Source organism: Psychrobacillus sp. MER TA 171 (assembly GCF_023713305.1).
Lineage (GTDB): Bacteria > Bacillota > Bacilli > Bacillales_A > Planococcaceae > Psychrobacillus.
Genome location: NZ_JAMAWN010000007.1, coordinates 1 through 16,060 on the forward strand (window position 1 = coordinate 1; position 16,060 = coordinate 16,060).

Sequence of the window (16,060 nt, forward strand, 5' to 3'; positions counted from 1 at the left end):
CTAATTTTTCCTCCACTTGTCTGACCCCCAGTAAACGAATATATATAGTTTACTGAAAATCTATTAGATTAGCGAAAGTGTTCAATGTTATTTAGCAGAAACTGTCCATTTTATTTTAGCGTTTACACGAGTCCATTTGTCATAAACTGAAGTTCAGATTTTTTATCTTTGTTTTATTTATTATATATAAATACAAAACTACATGTTTAGTTGTTTATTACATAATGTTTATATTGTTTAAATGATTAATGTTTGTTTGTTTATTGTTTGTTAATCTCTAATCTCTTAGAGAATAGTAGATTGAGAGAATTTAAAGACAACACTTTTGGTGAGTAATACTACATAATTGGTGTCAACTATAACATTTTTGGTGAGTAATATTACTTTTATGGTGTTAAAGGCAACAGAAATGGTGTGAAAGATAACGATTATGGTGCGCGAAAGGCAACGAAATTGGTGTAAAAGGCAACAATATTGGTGATAATCAATTTAAAGGCAACATTTTTGGTGTAATACTTATAAAGGCAACAAAAATGGTGTCATTAAAATCGATATATTACTATAAATGTCAATAAATTATCTAAATCAAAGAGAAAGGCAACGTAATTGGTGTGAAAGGCAACAAGAATGGTGGAATACAGCGAAAGGCAACGCCAACGTCGCCTATATGTTATACTGTTTTTAACAAAGAAAGTTGGTGGATCAATGTCTGAAATAGTTGAATTAATTATTAGTAAAGATAATACAGTTACTAAATCAAACTTACTAATTGAAGCAGCATATAAACTTACTTCATCTGAGTTCAAACTAATACAAACCATTTTCTCTAATATCCAACCGGATGATACACAAACTAATACATATACTTTTCCAATTAAACAGTTTTTAGAATTACTAGAACTTAAAGGACAATCTGGATACTCCGAATTAAAAAAAATTACCTTTGATTTGTTTAAAAAACCAATTTCTATAACCATCGCAGAAGAAACAACACAAATAACTTGGTTATCTTTGGTTAAATATAACGACAATAAAGGGACGATAACGATTGAAATAAATAAGTTTTGGGAGAAATACTTACTTTCTTTAACAAGTAACTTTACTTCCTATAAGTTATTTAATATCACTAATCTAAAAAGTATTTATTCTCTAAGGTTATATGAGTTATTGAAGTCACGAATTAATCTCAATTCTAAACGAGTGATAACTTTACAAGATCTAAGAGCTAAAATGGGCATTGAGCCAGATCAATATCCTAAATACTCTAACTTTAAGCAACGTATTATCCTACAGGCTCAAAAGGAACTGAAAGCAGAGTCGGATATATACTTTGATTTTGTGGAAATTAAAAAGGGTAGGTCAGTAGATAAAATAGAGTTTCATATATTTAGAAATATCCCCAAAGAACCTAGTCAACAATTAACGGTAGAAACACTTTTAATTGAGCAAAATAATCTAAGTCAATTTGGTTTAAAACCAAAAGTAATAAGTGAACTTATAGATAAATATTCTACAGATCAAATTGATCGCAATATTGCTTATACTATGGAAAAAATGGTATATGGGGAAGTAAAAAAACCAGCTGCTTATGTGATTAAGGCGATTGAAGAGGATTATGCTGCAGATGTTCCTGTTAAAGAGGATTATCAAGATAAACTTTTAGCTAAACTGCAAGGGAACAGTGCTTCAGAAGAAAAAGATAAATATGACCGGACCATAGAGGATTTTGAAAGTCATCTGCTTAGTGTAATAGATTTAAAAGAATCATTAGGGATTAAACCAGACGACATTCAAAAGGCTGCCTATGAGCAGCTTATGGAATATCAAAAATATCAAGAGAAAAAATATGATAAATTGGTTAGTCCTAAGTCTATTAAAAATACCTATCTAAAAAGTATTTGTATTGAGGTTCTTAGTAACATTTATTCATCTAATACATAGATACTAATATAAAGGGGCTTCAAAATAAAAATCAGCACTTTTTCTAAGGCATTGAGAAGTAATTTAGTATATCGAAATTTAAGATACTTTCACTTTGTCTTGTATTTGAATTTTTGCAAAAGTAGTATGCAACTATTAAGTAAATCTGTTTTCAATTCTTGGCTATGTTAAAGGAAAAGGTTGATTTAAAATACACAAAAAATGAGCTAGGTTATTTTCTCCTGGCTCATTTTACTTTGATATTGTTTTTTACTGAAGCACCTCTTTAGTCTTAGTGAAACCTTTCACAAACCTTATAATATTTACTGAACTTCAACTTGCAACATTTACTTTAATTACAATCCTTCACAATAAAAAGTATTTCAAACTTATATCTCTTCTGTATACCATTTAGGTTTTAATTCACTAAAGTAATCATGATCTTCTAAAAAAGTGTAAACTTTGATGCTAGTATGGATGTATGGACACAAGTTAGTTAAGTCTCTATCCTATAAAATAGAGAGGATGTGTCCGGAATGAAACAAAAACGTTATAACCAAGAATTTAAACAAACAATTGTCGAACTCCATAGATCTGGTGCATCTGTGAGTGATTTTAGTAGCGAATATGGTATATCTGAAGTAACTATTTATAAATGGATTAAAGCACTTTCCCCAATCGAAAACAGTGGTGGGTTAACACCGGCGCAAATTGCAGAAATTCAAAAGGAAAACCTGCGGCTTCAACAGGAGGTAGAAATCCTAAAAAAGGCTATGACCATATTCGCCAGAAAGTAACGGACCAAGAGATCATTGATCATATCAAAAAGGAGAAAGAAAATTTTCCTGTTCAAGTTATGTGTAATGTACTTAAAATACCAAAAAGCACCTATTATCAATCACTCCATAAAGTAAAATCTTCGTATGCCCTAGCAAACGAAGCTGTTTTAGCACGGATAAAAATTATACACACGGAGAGTAAAGGTCGCTACGGTGCACCAAAAATTCATTATCTACTAACACAAGAAAAGGTCACTTTCAGCTTAAATCGCGTACAACGAATCATGAAAAAGGCAGGAATTCGATCAACGATTATGAAGAAGTACCGACCAGCCTCCTCCACCGTACAAGTGGTGGAACGTGAAAACCTGTTAGAACAAAATTTTGAAACCACGACCATCAATGAGAAATGGGTGGCAGATATTACGTATATCAATACATTAAGAGACGGCTGGTGTTATTTAGCTTCCGTCCTAGATTTACACACGAAAAAAATTGTAGGCTATTCCTTTTCCAAATCGATGACAACAGAACTTGTTTTACAAGCATTAGCGAACGCCATCGGCGTTCAACAACCAGAAGAAGGACTAATTTTACATACCGATTTAGGCAGCCAATACACCAGTGAAGATTTTGAAAAAGCAGTGAAAGAAGCAAAAATCAAACAATCTTTCAGTCGTAAAGGATGCCCATATGACAATGCTTGTATCGAGTCTTTTCATGCGATTTTGAAGAAAGAAGAAGTATATCAAACTTCTTATATAAACTTTGAAACTGCGCGATTGACCCTCTTTCATTACATTGAGTCGTGGTACAATCGGAAACGGATCCATGGGGCTATTAACTATTTAACACCACAACAAATGGAAGATTTATGTCGTAAAGAAGCAGTTTGATAGAAAAGTTGGCTTGGCTTTCTGATTTATCCTACCTACACAATTATTTGGACGACATCCATGGGTTATATTTCCTGTATCCAGCGAAAGCTGTCAAGTACGGTCTTTCACTTGACTGGTTTCGCTGGATACAGGACACTCCAGAAATGGATGCCGTTCTGAAACTGACTTAACTTTTTTGTGTCCAAGATATTGACGTAAATCCACTTTACCTAACATATCATTTAAGTTGTCTGGAACCGTTTTTAAGGTCCATATTACAGTAGAGAAGACGCACATTGCTAGATAAAGTGAGTAAAGCCTCCAAAAATATTCATCGGGTTCAGTATTATTAAAATATCCCCTTATTTGTCCAATTGAAAAAGGAATGCTTACTTCCCGACTGAAGATACCAATTTTAAGAAATTCATGTATAGGATCGCCCCAATCATATCGGTTAAAATCTATAACTCCAGCGAATTTTTTATTATTTACAATGATATTTCCAACATGAAAATCATCATGTTGAAACACGTTCGGCCGCTCTTTCATGAGGTGTATATTTTCTTCAATAAAATTCATTATTTTATGGTCATTTTCAATTCTAATTCCACACGCTAAATAAGCATCAATATAATTCTTGTGTTTTTCCTCTTTCCTTGAATGCCATGAAGAGACATGGTTTGGAGCCGCAAACTGATGGATTTTCCTCAATTCTTTCCCAGCTTCAAAGCCAATATTAAATTGCTCTAGTTCTGAGTATTTTCGGATTTCTTCCTCGGCATCTTTCCCCTCGATGTATGATGTGATCATATACCCCCGACTCCCTACCTGACCCATAGATATCGGCTGTGAACAATTAACGTTATATTCCTGCATCTTTTCTAGAATAGAATATTCTTTCTTTTTTGATTCAAACTCTTCTAACTTAAAGGTTCTAAGGAGTAACTTTTTGTTTCCATCATTCATATGTATTAAATATTTTTCATCTGAGGAAAACCCTTTTTTAATTTGGATAACGTCTTTACAATTGCTTAATACAGGAATCTGCTTTAATAGTGGTTCAATCATTTTCTCGCCTCTGTTCATTAAGTTTTTTTGAGAACAATCATTGATTTATAATAGATTTATATTTCTTCTTTTACTAACCTGCTGCGTTAGTTTAAGTGTAACACTTAACAAACAAGATCACCTCACGAAAAAACACCCCAAGCCTTTAACATAGCCAAGTTCTTCTACTGTTTAATCCAAGAATTCTAAGGTATGCACATCAACTTAAAAAAGGAGTAAACAATGTTATTGAAAAGCACGCATCTTTTAGTTGAGATGTGTGTTTTTTTGTTATAAATAATCACCGATGAAGGAAAAATTACAAACTCAGTACATAAGATATATATATAATTCTTCTATATATTAAAGAATTTTTATACACTATTAATTAAGAATTTATAAATAAATATAGAACAATTTTCTTTTAATTTATTATTGTAAAAAAAGAACAATAGGAATAATTGTATACCAAAAAAAGCCGTAAAAAAGAGTAACAAGTTACAAGGAAATATGGTTGTTGATACCTATATATATGATGTACTTCTTCCTAAAAAAGCCCACCGACTATTGTCATGTAGGCTTTTTTATTTATTTGCATAGTAAAACAAATCTAAGCAATTACTTAGATAAATATAATTATTTTAATATTTTATTAGACTTTTTTTTATGTAATTTTACTCATATCTAATTATTTTAATATAGTTTATTATAATCCTCGCTATGGAAAATATTCCTGCAATGGATATTAATTTTTTAGGAGGTAATAAGTTTTGTATAAAGCATTATTTAGCAAATATTTATGTAGCATTTTAGCAGCATTACTAATTTTTACATCAATACCTATTAACCATTTGGTAGTAGAGGCGACTGAAAATACAGTAATAGAAAAGGAGGAGGCGTCTGCCCAACTTAAACAAAATGAATTACCTGCTATTTCATCAGGAGAAGCTCCCCCTTTTGAAGAGTCGGAACCAAAGGAGGTGCCGGAACTTCGTACAGAATCCTCTAAGGTTATTGATAATGGGGATGGAACATTTACCATGCAAATGTTCCAAGAACCGGTTTTTCGTAAGAATAGCGGAAAGTGGAGAGAAATACAGCCGGAGATAAAAAAACAAAAAGCTGGAAAGTTTTTTGCAGGTGAAACTACTAGTGAACTTGCAACAGATAATACGCTTCTTGACATTCAATTTTCTCCTAAATTAAATGAAAACAAGTATGCGGTCCTTTCTTATAAGGGACACACGATATCTTACTCATTCATTAAAGCCTCCGGAAAAGAAGGGGTTCAAAAAGCTAAAAGTACAGATGCTACTTATGATGAAAATAAGATTGTTTATAAAGACATTCTCCCTGGTTTAACGTTACGTAATCTTGTATTTGATGGAATAGTAAAAGAAGATATTATTCTAAATCATAATAATGGGACAAATAGCTATCATTTCTTTGTAGAAACGGATCTAAAGGCAAATATAGAAGAAACAGGTGCCATTACCTTCAGAGACACATTGGATGAAATTATCTTTACGTTACCGAAACCATATATGACAGACTCTAATATCAATCCAGAGTCCACAGAACCTGAGCGCTCAGAAAATGTTTACTTTGAATTGAAGCAAGAAGAAAATGGATATGCGTTTACAGTCGTGGCAGATCAAAAATGGTTGGAAGACCCAGCGAGAGTATATCCCATCTATATAGACCCAACGACGAAGGTGCAAGCGACTCAAGATGCTTCTGTGTCGAGTGCTTATCCCGACGCCAACTATGGAAAAGACTGGGATAGTGGATTAGGAGCGTTTATATTAAAGGCAGGGAATTATAGTTCCGCAACGGGTGAAAACTTTGCCTATGTGAAAACACCTACCCCATCATTACCCTATGCAACTATTGAAACAGCTATATTCAACATATACAATGTTCATTCGTATTATCCTGAAACGAATACTGGTATATGGCTTGATCGAGTGAATGGTCCGTGGGACGAATCAACTCTCAAATGGAGTAACAAACCAACATCTTCCTTGTTTACTTCAACAAGTGTCTATAAAGGAAACTGGGCTACTTTCAATGTTAAAAATGCAGTAAATGATTGGATCAAAGGAACAACTCCTAACTATGGATTTAAACTCCATACGAATGGAAATGGCCAAACGTTCTGGAAAAAATTCTATTCCTATGAGCATAGTGTTCTAGATTACCGTCCGCATTTGAATATCTCTTATTCATATCCGTCTCCTAGTAATCTTTCTGCAGAGACCTATAGCTTAGGAAATGATACGGGTTACATTGATTTACAGTGGAGCGCAGTAGCAGGAGCTACTAGCTATAATGTGTGGTTCTTTGACGGGAAAGAGTATAAGCCAGTCAATGTAGGTAAAAACACCAAATGGTCTACAAAAGATAAATCAGTGTGGCCAAAAGAAGGAAGCAATCTTCCAGTTAATCCTCAAGCTGTTTACCAAGCTTCGGGAGGGAATACTTATAACGATAGAACCAACTATGCCATCTCTGTAAGTGCAGTGTTTGCGAATGGAGAAAGTCCAAAAGCAAATCCTATTGTACCGAACATTCCGGACTTAGCGATGCCTCAAATTTCTACAGGAGTTGCCTATAGTAATCAAATCGGGACAAACTCTGGTTATGTTAATTTAGATTGGGAACCAATTGAGGGAGCTACAGGCTACAAAGTTTGGATTTTTAATGGACTTAGTTATGAATCTTTTGATGTGAAAGATGCTACTAGTTGGACGACACAAAATAAAGGTATTTGGCCAACTGCTGAGGAAATAAAAAACGGAAGTCCAGAGAATCTGAAACTACACCAGGATGGTAAAGGACTTGAATTTCCGGTGGATCCTTCACCGATGTACGCTAAAATGGGAACAAAATATGCCAGTTCTAAAAACTACTTCTTCCGATTAAGTGCGTATAATGCACATGGAGAAACAGTATTTTCCAATGATACATTGATCACTAAAATGCCTCAAGGAACTGAGCTTTTAGGAGCAGAAGACTATTGGACAATGATTGGTGTTTCAAATGGTACAGTCAATGCAGCAACAGGAAATTTAATGTTAACAGCAAATGACATTTCTATATCCGGAAATGGGCCTGGCATAGGAATATCTCGAACATATAATAGTCTATCTCCAACAGTTGGATTATTCGGGAAGGGCTGGCACAGTGATGCCGAAATGAGTATTGTTCAACAAAATCAAGATGCTAAATTCACTGACGAAGATGGTACTGTTCATCTATTCAAAAAGCAAATCGACGGAACTTATAAAGCCCCAACTGGTATATATCTCGATTTAACAGAAACAGATGAACAATATAAGCTTGAATCAAAAGACCAGTCAATCTATTACTTTACGAAAAGTAACGGAAACCTATCGAAGATAACGGATCGCTACAATAACTCAACAGAATATCTATTTACTTCTAATCAATTGACAATAAAAGAATCATTTAAGGATGAAACAAAAAATGCCACATCTCGTGAGATAATAATCTCGCTCAATGCAAATGGGCGAGTTGAAAAAATAACAGATCCATTACAAAGAGTCATTTCATTCAAATATAATCCTTTAAATCCTGATTTGCTTGAACAAGTGATTGACAGTAGTGATCAAGTTACAGAATATGAGTATAATGCAAACGCGGAATTGATTAAGTTATATGAGCCGACACATACCACAGTTAAACCAGTAGTAACAACTTACGCATATTTAAATAATCGCTTGGAAAAAGTGACGGATGCCAAAAAAAATGACTATTCTTTAGACTATAACGAACAAAAAAGACAGTTATTGTTGACAAATCCTAATAATTCACAAATCCAATACTCATTTAACGAAGCAGGAAATCCTGTTCAAAAGATTGAAACGGATGAGGATGGATTGAAGCTAATCACTAGCTATGTTTATGTAGGAAACAATTTAGAAGAAATGAGAAGCCCTAAGGATCAAAATACTTTGAATCCAACCGAAACATATAGTTACGATGATAATGGAAATTTAAAGACATCTTCAATCTATCAAGACAATCTGAAATTTAAGTATGATTACAATGAAAATAACGACATTAAAAAGTCTGTTGTGATCGAGGGTGAGAATCCAAAGGAGAAAGAGACAACTATATCCTATGATGAATATAATCCAATATCAGAAGTAGACTTAAGTGGAAATATATCATCTTTTTCAAAATACAACCAATTTGGAGATATACTAGAATCAAGTGCACCAATTGGTGTATCAAATAATTTGCTTATAAACAACAGTTTTGAAGAGGGAACAACATCTTGGACAATATTACGTAAAAATGATAAAGGAACTTTGGCTATCGACACAAATGCTTCCAATGGTTTGTTTGGGGTTAAGACATTAAAGATAAATGTAGATTACAGTTCAACAACTAATGAACTGGGATATGTTGCTGCATCTCAAGAAATGACAGTCGAACAAGATAAAAACTATATACTTAGTGGAAGAGTGAAGACAACTTTAACAAAAGCATATGCATTTTTTAAAATTGAGTTCTTAGATAAGGAAAACAACATTATATCATCGGTACACAATCGTAATAGCACATTGGCTGGAGACAGAGGATGGACAGACCGTCAGTTAACATTTAAAACACCTAAAAATACAGCCAAAGTTCGTGTATTTTTAAATGTGGAACATAAAAATTCAAATGCTTCAGGAGAAGCGTGGTTTGATGCTATCCAATTACAAAAAGGAGAAGTTTCTTCCAGCTATAATCCTATTGTTAACAGTAGCTTTGAGGGAGGGCTTACTAATTGGGCAGGAACTGGTGGTGTCTCAGATACGAGTGCGTTTGACGGAAGTAAGTCATTAAAACTAACAAGATATGCCACACAGGAACCAGGAATTTATAAACAAACAATTAATATTGGACAAGATTCAACAGATGAACCGTTCCCAATAACATTAACTGGATTATCTAAGACAAGCGATATCAGAATGGTTGAAGGGGTGAGTAAAGAAGATTATTCCATCGCCGCATCAGTTCACTATGTGGATGGTACTTCCAAAGAATTTATGGAAGGTTTGAGTAATAATCTGGATTGGAATCTCGCGTTGATTAGCATTCCTTCAACAAAGCCGATTAGTAAAATAGACGTCTCTCTCCAATTTAAGGGGAATTATGCTGGTACTGCATGGTTTGATGCTATACGTTTGACAAAAGGATCGGTCGTTACTAAGACTAATTATGACAGCAACGGATATTTAAATAAAATTGAAGATGAAATGGGATATACGACATCCATTCAGTACGATTCTGTCGGCAATAAGAAAGAAGAGATGGATGCAAAAGGTTCGAAGAAAATTTTTAACTATTACGCAACAGACCTTTTGAAGAATCTTCTACTCTCTAATGGAACGTCCATTCAATACGGATACGATAAAAACGGGAATATGAAATCGAAGTCCATCACAGATAAAGATGGGAAGTCACAAGTTTTTGGATATGAATATGATGAATTGGACAATCTGACCAAAACAACAGGTTCATTAAATGATGTGACTATCAATGAATATGATACTAACAAAAACCTAACGAAAACAATTTTACCAAGAGGAAACGCTATTTCGTGGACTTATGATGGTGTAGATAGAGTTAAAAGTATTTTCTATAATAATGAAGAGTATTTTAACTTTAAGTATGATTTAAATGGAAATGAAGAGTCCGTTATGTATGTAAAGGAAGCAAGGCAGAAATCTAGAGCATTTGATTCCTCTAACCGAGTCAAAGACTTGAAGGATCGGGAAGGGCACCAGCAGTGGAACTATCTTGCCAAAACCGATAAGTTAGATAGTTTCATCTTTTCACATGGGGCCTTTACGCAAACAAATAAATACGAATATAACCAGTTGGATCAAAATACACTTGTTACCACGGGAGACGGCACTTACCATTTTGGCTATAATGATAAAGGAAATGTTCAAACATTCACATCAGCTAACGGGGCAGGGTCAACTTTTAACTTCGATGATCGGGGACTAGTAAGCAACCTTGCCATTGGAACAGCAGACGGAAGAGAAATTTTAACGGAAGACTACTCTTATGACTCGAATGGAAACCGTACAAAAATAGACTATCTTGATGATTCATTTATATCATATGATTACGATGACCAAGAACAATTGATAAAAGAATCTTTAAGAAATGGACAGGTCAATGAATACGCCTATGATGGCTTTGGAAACAGAAAGAAAATAACCATTACAAATAATGGTCAAACTACAAATAAAATTGCAATATATAATATAGCCAACCAATTAACGCAATTTGATGATGAGACCATTACTTATGATACCAACGGCAACCGAGTAATAGATGGACAGTATATCTATGAATGGAATAATGCAGATGAGCTTATTTCTGTTACGAAAATAGGAGAATCTACTCCTTTTGTCACATATCAGTATGATGAGAGTGGAAGACGAATTCAGAAAAATGCTAATGAAGTTGTTACCAACTACCATTATAATGGGGATAGTATCAACGTTCTTTATGAAACAGATGAGAAAAACAATGTCATACGTTCTTACACGTATTCAGAAAATGGTCAGTTGCTTTCGATGAAGAAGGGAGTGCAAACTTTCTTCTATCATTATAATGCCCACGGAGATGTTATAGCTTTAACTAATCGAAATAGTGAAATAGTGGCTACCTATAAATACGATGCATGGGGGAATGTATTAGAATTTGATGAAACAGACCAAGTGAAGGACAATCCTTATCGTTATGCAGGCTACCAGTATGACAAAGAAACAGGATTATATTACTTGATAGCTAGATACTACCAACCAGAATCAGGTGTATTTTTATCGCAAGATCCTGATCCTGGTGATAGCGATGATATGCTTACACAAAATGGGTATAACTATGTATCAAATAACCCTGTCAAGTATGTTGATCCAGATGGTATGAAACAACTGGAACAAGGACCAGGTGGCGGCGGAGGAGTACCTTTCAGCGCTTATAAAACGTTGATGAAGCTTCCAAGTAAAATTAATTTTACAAGAAGTGGTACCAAGCATGTTGCAGAAAGGCATATTGGAAATAAAAAATGGAAACATAAAAGTAAATGGACTGTTAAGGGAGGAGACTGGAGAACATTTACAAGGAAGACCTTTAGAGATCCAACACGTATGTCCAAACAAAGTGATGGTAATATTATTTATGAAAAACGATTTAATAATCCGGTTGGTGTTGATGCAACTGGGAAAAAGCTTTATTATGTAAGAGTTGTGGTTGATAAAAATGGTAATCTAGTGACTGCATTTCCTCAAAGCGGTTTTAAATAAACAAAGTAATGGAGAGAGTAAATATGGGGCTTGATTTGGTAATGTTCGAACATAACAATAAAATCATAGGAATAGTGGAAATCGATTATTCACTACATGAATCAATATTTCAAAGTAATAATAATTGGAAAAGTTACAACTATTTAAAGAAAATTAGTAATTATTATTTAACGGATATTGTATTGGAACGAACAGAAATTAAAAAACTTATAGAAGATTTGATGAATATAAAAATCTTCATTCCTAAAAATTTTCATTCTTCTTTGGAAGAGCTCGTAAAAATATTAAAAAACAATGAAATAGAAAAAATACACATTGGAGGTGATTAATAATTAAATATTTGACGCAAATAGTCGCGACATTGATGTATTAATGACAATAAACATAGTATCTACCTAGTTAAACCGATAGGTTAGCCTTGAACTGACCTAAAAAAATGAGACAAATAAAAACACCTACGAATCGATACACTACTTAAAAGTGTAAAATTGGAGGTGTTTTTATTTGGGAAAAAATTATCTTAAATTTTGGATGAATTTGATTTCTCTACCAGCAACCGTGTTTAGTTGCTGCTTTTAATAGGTGTACATCTCATATTACTTTTCTTTGCGTGAAAAACAGTCATATGAGATGAAATTGTATCTTCTTCAATTATTTCTGTTAATATACTCGTTATTGCCATTGCAGCAAACTTGTTAACGATAAGTCGTTGAGGTTCGCTAGCCGTTAAATCTGTGCAAGATAGCTCACTTGGCCGTAATTCATCTGTATCCTCTAAAATGTCAGGGAATACTTTAGCAACTGGGTCTTGTTTAAATAAATTAAAGTTGACTCCAGTGACTACTTGACCAGTCCAACCACTTGCGTTAAATTCTTCAATTTCATTTTTGGTCCACTCATTTTTGGGTCTGTTCATCCAATCCGCTGGCATTTTAGGAGCCTCATTACCAGCGTCAATATAGATACAAGGTTTGTTTTCCATAAAATACTGATGCATAATTTTTCGGGAGTAATTATTATCAACTGCTCCTATTAAAATTTTAACTCTCATCTGATTGTAAGGATATTGATAGTATTCCGAGGAAAACAGATTCTCAATATCCTTTGTACTTTCAATATACTTTTCACTATAAGTACCAATTCTTAAATCGTAAGCATGAGAATATCGGGCTGCTAAGACATCCGCCTTTTTAAGACCCACTTCCTCTTCTAAGAACAATTGATTACCCAAATTTTTCTCTTCAATAATATCAGGATCTGCTATTACGTATTTTGCTTGGCTTTTTGATACTCCAATTAGTTGGCTAATATGTTGAGCTAAATATCCACCTGTCCCACCTGAGCCGATTTGTAATATGTTATAAAAAACGCCTTTATAGGGTGTATAGTTACTCTTAGCCTTATCTTTTATCTTGATTGATTCAGTCATTACTAAATCACCTCGATTTTACTATCTTCATAGTTTGGTAACTCTAAAAATGGATTCTCAAAAATATCATCCATATGTTTTTCTTTATGACCTATACTCTCTGATATGAACTGGCGAATATATAAGTCAGGAAAATATTTATTTATTCTCCCTACAATTGCATAATGCATACCTGGTATTCGTTCAGATTCATTGTCTTGCTTAGAGGGTGCCACTGCAAACAAGTGATGAGAATGAATTTCTAATATCTTGGTCGCATCGATAAACCTTTCTGCTAGCTCTCTACTACTTTCCGTCACTTCCACGTTGTATCTATTAATATTTTGTTGAGGAAAATCCAAAATAAAAGATTTCGTATGTTTTTGATAATATATATCAGCATGTACTTCTAATTCATGCTCCCCGTATAACTTAGCAACACTAATGAAGTTTGATAGGATTTTGTAAGGAATTTTAAGCAAAGGGAAAGTGTCGCCAGATGGCAACACTCTACAATTCCCTTTCTTTTTAGCTTTCATAGTTGGAATAACTAAATTTTTCTTGGCTAAAAAAATCATTTCTGTATAATCCTTTACCAATTCAGGGAAAACCTTTTCCATTCTTTGGCGAAGCAACTCAGCTGTTAATGGTGCACGGGTAGGTTCTTCATCTTTTTTGTGGATTAATAACCCCTCTGCGAGTTCTTCTGAGCTGAAATACTCTGTAATTTCTATACTCTCTCCAAAGTAACGGATGATAGTTGCCTCATTTGGAGCAAATGGTTCTACCTTTGCTGCAGGCTCTTTCTTGCTACTATCACTTTTATTGTTGCTTTCCTTATTATTTGTTTCTTTTTTCTCCGCAACTTCTGCAGATTTTTGTTCTGCTATAGCTTTCTGTTTTGCTATTTTTTCTTGTCTTTCATTTCTTTCTTTTTCATCGCGTTCTTTTTGTTTTTGTGCATCTGCCTCTTGTGCTTTATTTAACATTGAAAATAGGTCGAATTGTTCTGACATTATAATTTCTCCTCTCATGCCTCCCTATAAGGTGAGGGCTTACAGTTTATATTCACGCTAATTTTTCTTTATTTCTCTCTCAAATATCTTTGAGTGCTTGATTTATCGGTATTAGCCACTCATCATCAAATGGTAGCCCTTCAATACAATCGATTAGTTTTCTGAAATTACCAATCCCATGAGTGGTTCGTACGCCTCTATCTTCATTAAAAGGACTGGAGATAAACATTTGAAACGCACGATTAAGTTCAGATAGTTCCTCTAAGTACAGAGCTGTATTACTTCCCCAACATACAACTCCATTCTGTTTACCTACGTTGGTATATGGAAACGAGTAGAGGGGGGTCTCTTCATTAATTGGTTTACCATCATCCAATACTGCAAATATCTTGGTATCAACTAACTTTCTTTTAGAATTCTCTTGTTTAACCAAACTAAATTGAACAACCATTCTAGGGAACCCCAAGAAAAAGATGTTTTCAGCATTAGTATTTTGGTATTTTATATCAAATTGTTGCTTAGGTAACTCAATAGTAATTTGTTCTTTAGTTTGCTCTTTATTAGTGGCATAGTTGATTACATTCTTAGGTAACACAGGGGAGCAGATTGCCTCTCCGTGTATTAAATATTCTGTTTCTTCATGATCAACTTCCATTTCTTCTCTCATAGCTCGTATAAGTTCATCTATACTCAGATAAAAAGGACCTCTTTTTTCTCCGCTGTCTAATTCTTGATAAGCTATGAGTGGATAAAAAGGATTCTTAGGCAAATCGGTAAACTCAAATAACCATTTCATAATATTCACGCTCCAGATTCTTCTTAAACTCACCATTTTTGCGATACTTATCTAATAACGTGTCATACAGCAAGGCCCAGTCAACTGTCCCATAGTCTGTATCCGCTATTATTACTACACCATCATCGATAGGGTATATCGTTATCTGACCACCTAGTTCACTTAAAGCGGATTCCACTTTTAATGGAATATCAAATAATAATTGGCTATCTAAAATGATTAACACAAAAGAATACAAATGCTTAGTTTTAGATATAGGAACTCTAGCAAGCTCTAACCAATAAAAAATATCAGGCTCATCCTCTTCTGGGAAAAAATAATCCATTACCTCAAAAGTATTCTGGGAAATTTTTAAAAAAGCTTCCCATGATGGTTCATCATTTGAATAATCATCTGGCTGAATAGAGGTATGATGCAGTATTTCCTTAACATCTAACCCTTGCATATGTGCTAGTTTGCATAAATACAAGTTATTAAGATAAGCTTTGGTTTTATAGATTTCCTCCATTGATAACATATTATTTCCTCCCTATAAAAAACGTATGGTGGAGGGGACAATTTTTAAGTTTGCTAGCTCCATTCCAACAGCTTTATATCCTAAATTAATAACACGGCCAAAAGCAGATTCCGAAGAAATACGTACATTGCCGTCCTCATCTTCATAAATAATAGAGTCTTCTAAGTTATTTATGATGTTCTTTAATTTACACAGATTAATTGCTTCAAAGTTTATATTCTTAACTTCTGGTTGGTTGTGTGCCAAGTGATAAATATAAGTCGCTTGAGACAAGTCAGGAACATCTTCTAATAAGCATTCATTCAATTTGTTAGTAAATAGTTGAAAATCAACCATTTTTAATCCTCCTCATAAACTAGAGA

At 33.8% G+C, this 16,060-nt stretch carries 10 protein-coding genes; 4 read left to right on the plus strand and 6 right to left on the minus strand.

Translation table 11 applies throughout. The features are described from left to right. Positions 1-705: 705 nt before the first annotated feature. Positions 706-1,941, plus strand: a complete 1,236-nt coding sequence (locus tag M3627_RS08280; RefSeq protein WP_251553638.1) for a replication initiation protein — start codon at positions 706-708, stop codon at positions 1,939-1,941. 515 nt (positions 1,942-2,456) lie between these two features. Beyond that, a protein-coding gene (locus M3627_RS08285; protein WP_251553640.1) for an IS3 family transposase occupies positions 2,457-3,595 on the plus strand; the annotation gives its coding sequence in 2 pieces (ribosomal slippage) (positions 2,457-2,682 and positions 2,682-3,595; 1,140 coding nt in all). Between the two features lie 93 nt (positions 3,596-3,688). On the opposite strand, the gene M3627_RS08290 is transcribed toward M3627_RS08285, so the two are convergent. Then, entirely contained in the window at positions 3,689-4,663 is a 975-nt protein-coding gene (locus tag M3627_RS08290) for an aminoglycoside phosphotransferase family protein (RefSeq protein ID WP_251553642.1), read from the minus strand. Between the two features lie 731 nt (positions 4,664-5,394). Here M3627_RS08290 and M3627_RS08295 point away from each other — a divergent pair. Together M3627_RS08295 and M3627_RS08300 are read left to right on the plus strand one after the other, a co-directional pair. Then, entirely contained in the window at positions 5,395-11,961 is a 6,567-nt protein-coding gene (locus tag M3627_RS08295) for a DNRLRE domain-containing protein (RefSeq protein WP_251553644.1), read from the plus strand. Positions 11,962-11,969: 8 nt separating this feature from the next. Next, complete coding sequence (locus M3627_RS08300) at positions 11,970-12,290, plus strand: hypothetical protein (RefSeq protein ID WP_251553646.1); 321 nt, start codon at positions 11,970-11,972, stop codon at positions 12,288-12,290. Positions 12,291-12,523: 233 nt separating this feature from the next. On the opposite strand, the gene M3627_RS08305 is transcribed toward M3627_RS08300, so the two are convergent. The 5 genes from M3627_RS08305 to M3627_RS08325 all read right to left on the minus strand — a co-directional run bounded on the left by M3627_RS08305 (position 12,524) and on the right by M3627_RS08325 (position 16,034). Next, positions 12,524-13,390: a ThiF family adenylyltransferase gene (locus tag M3627_RS08305; RefSeq protein WP_251553649.1), complete on the minus strand. Its 867-nt coding sequence runs from the start codon at positions 13,388-13,390 to the stop codon at positions 12,524-12,526. A 2-nt stretch (positions 13,391-13,392) separates the two neighbouring features. Continuing rightward, positions 13,393-14,385 carry a hypothetical protein gene (locus tag M3627_RS08310; protein ID WP_251553651.1) on the minus strand — a complete coding sequence of 331 codons (993 nt, stop codon included), beginning with the start codon at positions 14,383-14,385 and terminating at the stop codon, positions 13,393-13,395. Positions 14,386-14,464: 79 nt separating this feature from the next. Continuing rightward, positions 14,465-15,181 carry a prokaryotic E2 ligase family D protein gene (locus M3627_RS08315; protein ID WP_251553653.1) on the minus strand — a complete coding sequence of 239 codons (717 nt, stop codon included), beginning with the start codon at positions 15,179-15,181 and terminating at the stop codon, positions 14,465-14,467. Next, positions 15,165-15,698, minus strand: a complete 534-nt coding sequence (locus tag M3627_RS08320; protein WP_251553655.1) for a hypothetical protein — start codon at positions 15,696-15,698, stop codon at positions 15,165-15,167. Before M3627_RS08320 ends, M3627_RS08315 begins: the two co-directional genes overlap by 17 nt. A gap of 12 nt (positions 15,699-15,710) precedes the next feature. Continuing rightward, positions 15,711-16,034 (minus strand): hypothetical protein, encoded by a 324-nt coding sequence (locus M3627_RS08325; RefSeq protein WP_251553657.1) that lies wholly within the window; start codon positions 16,032-16,034, stop codon positions 15,711-15,713. Positions 16,035-16,060: the final 26 nt, after the last annotated feature.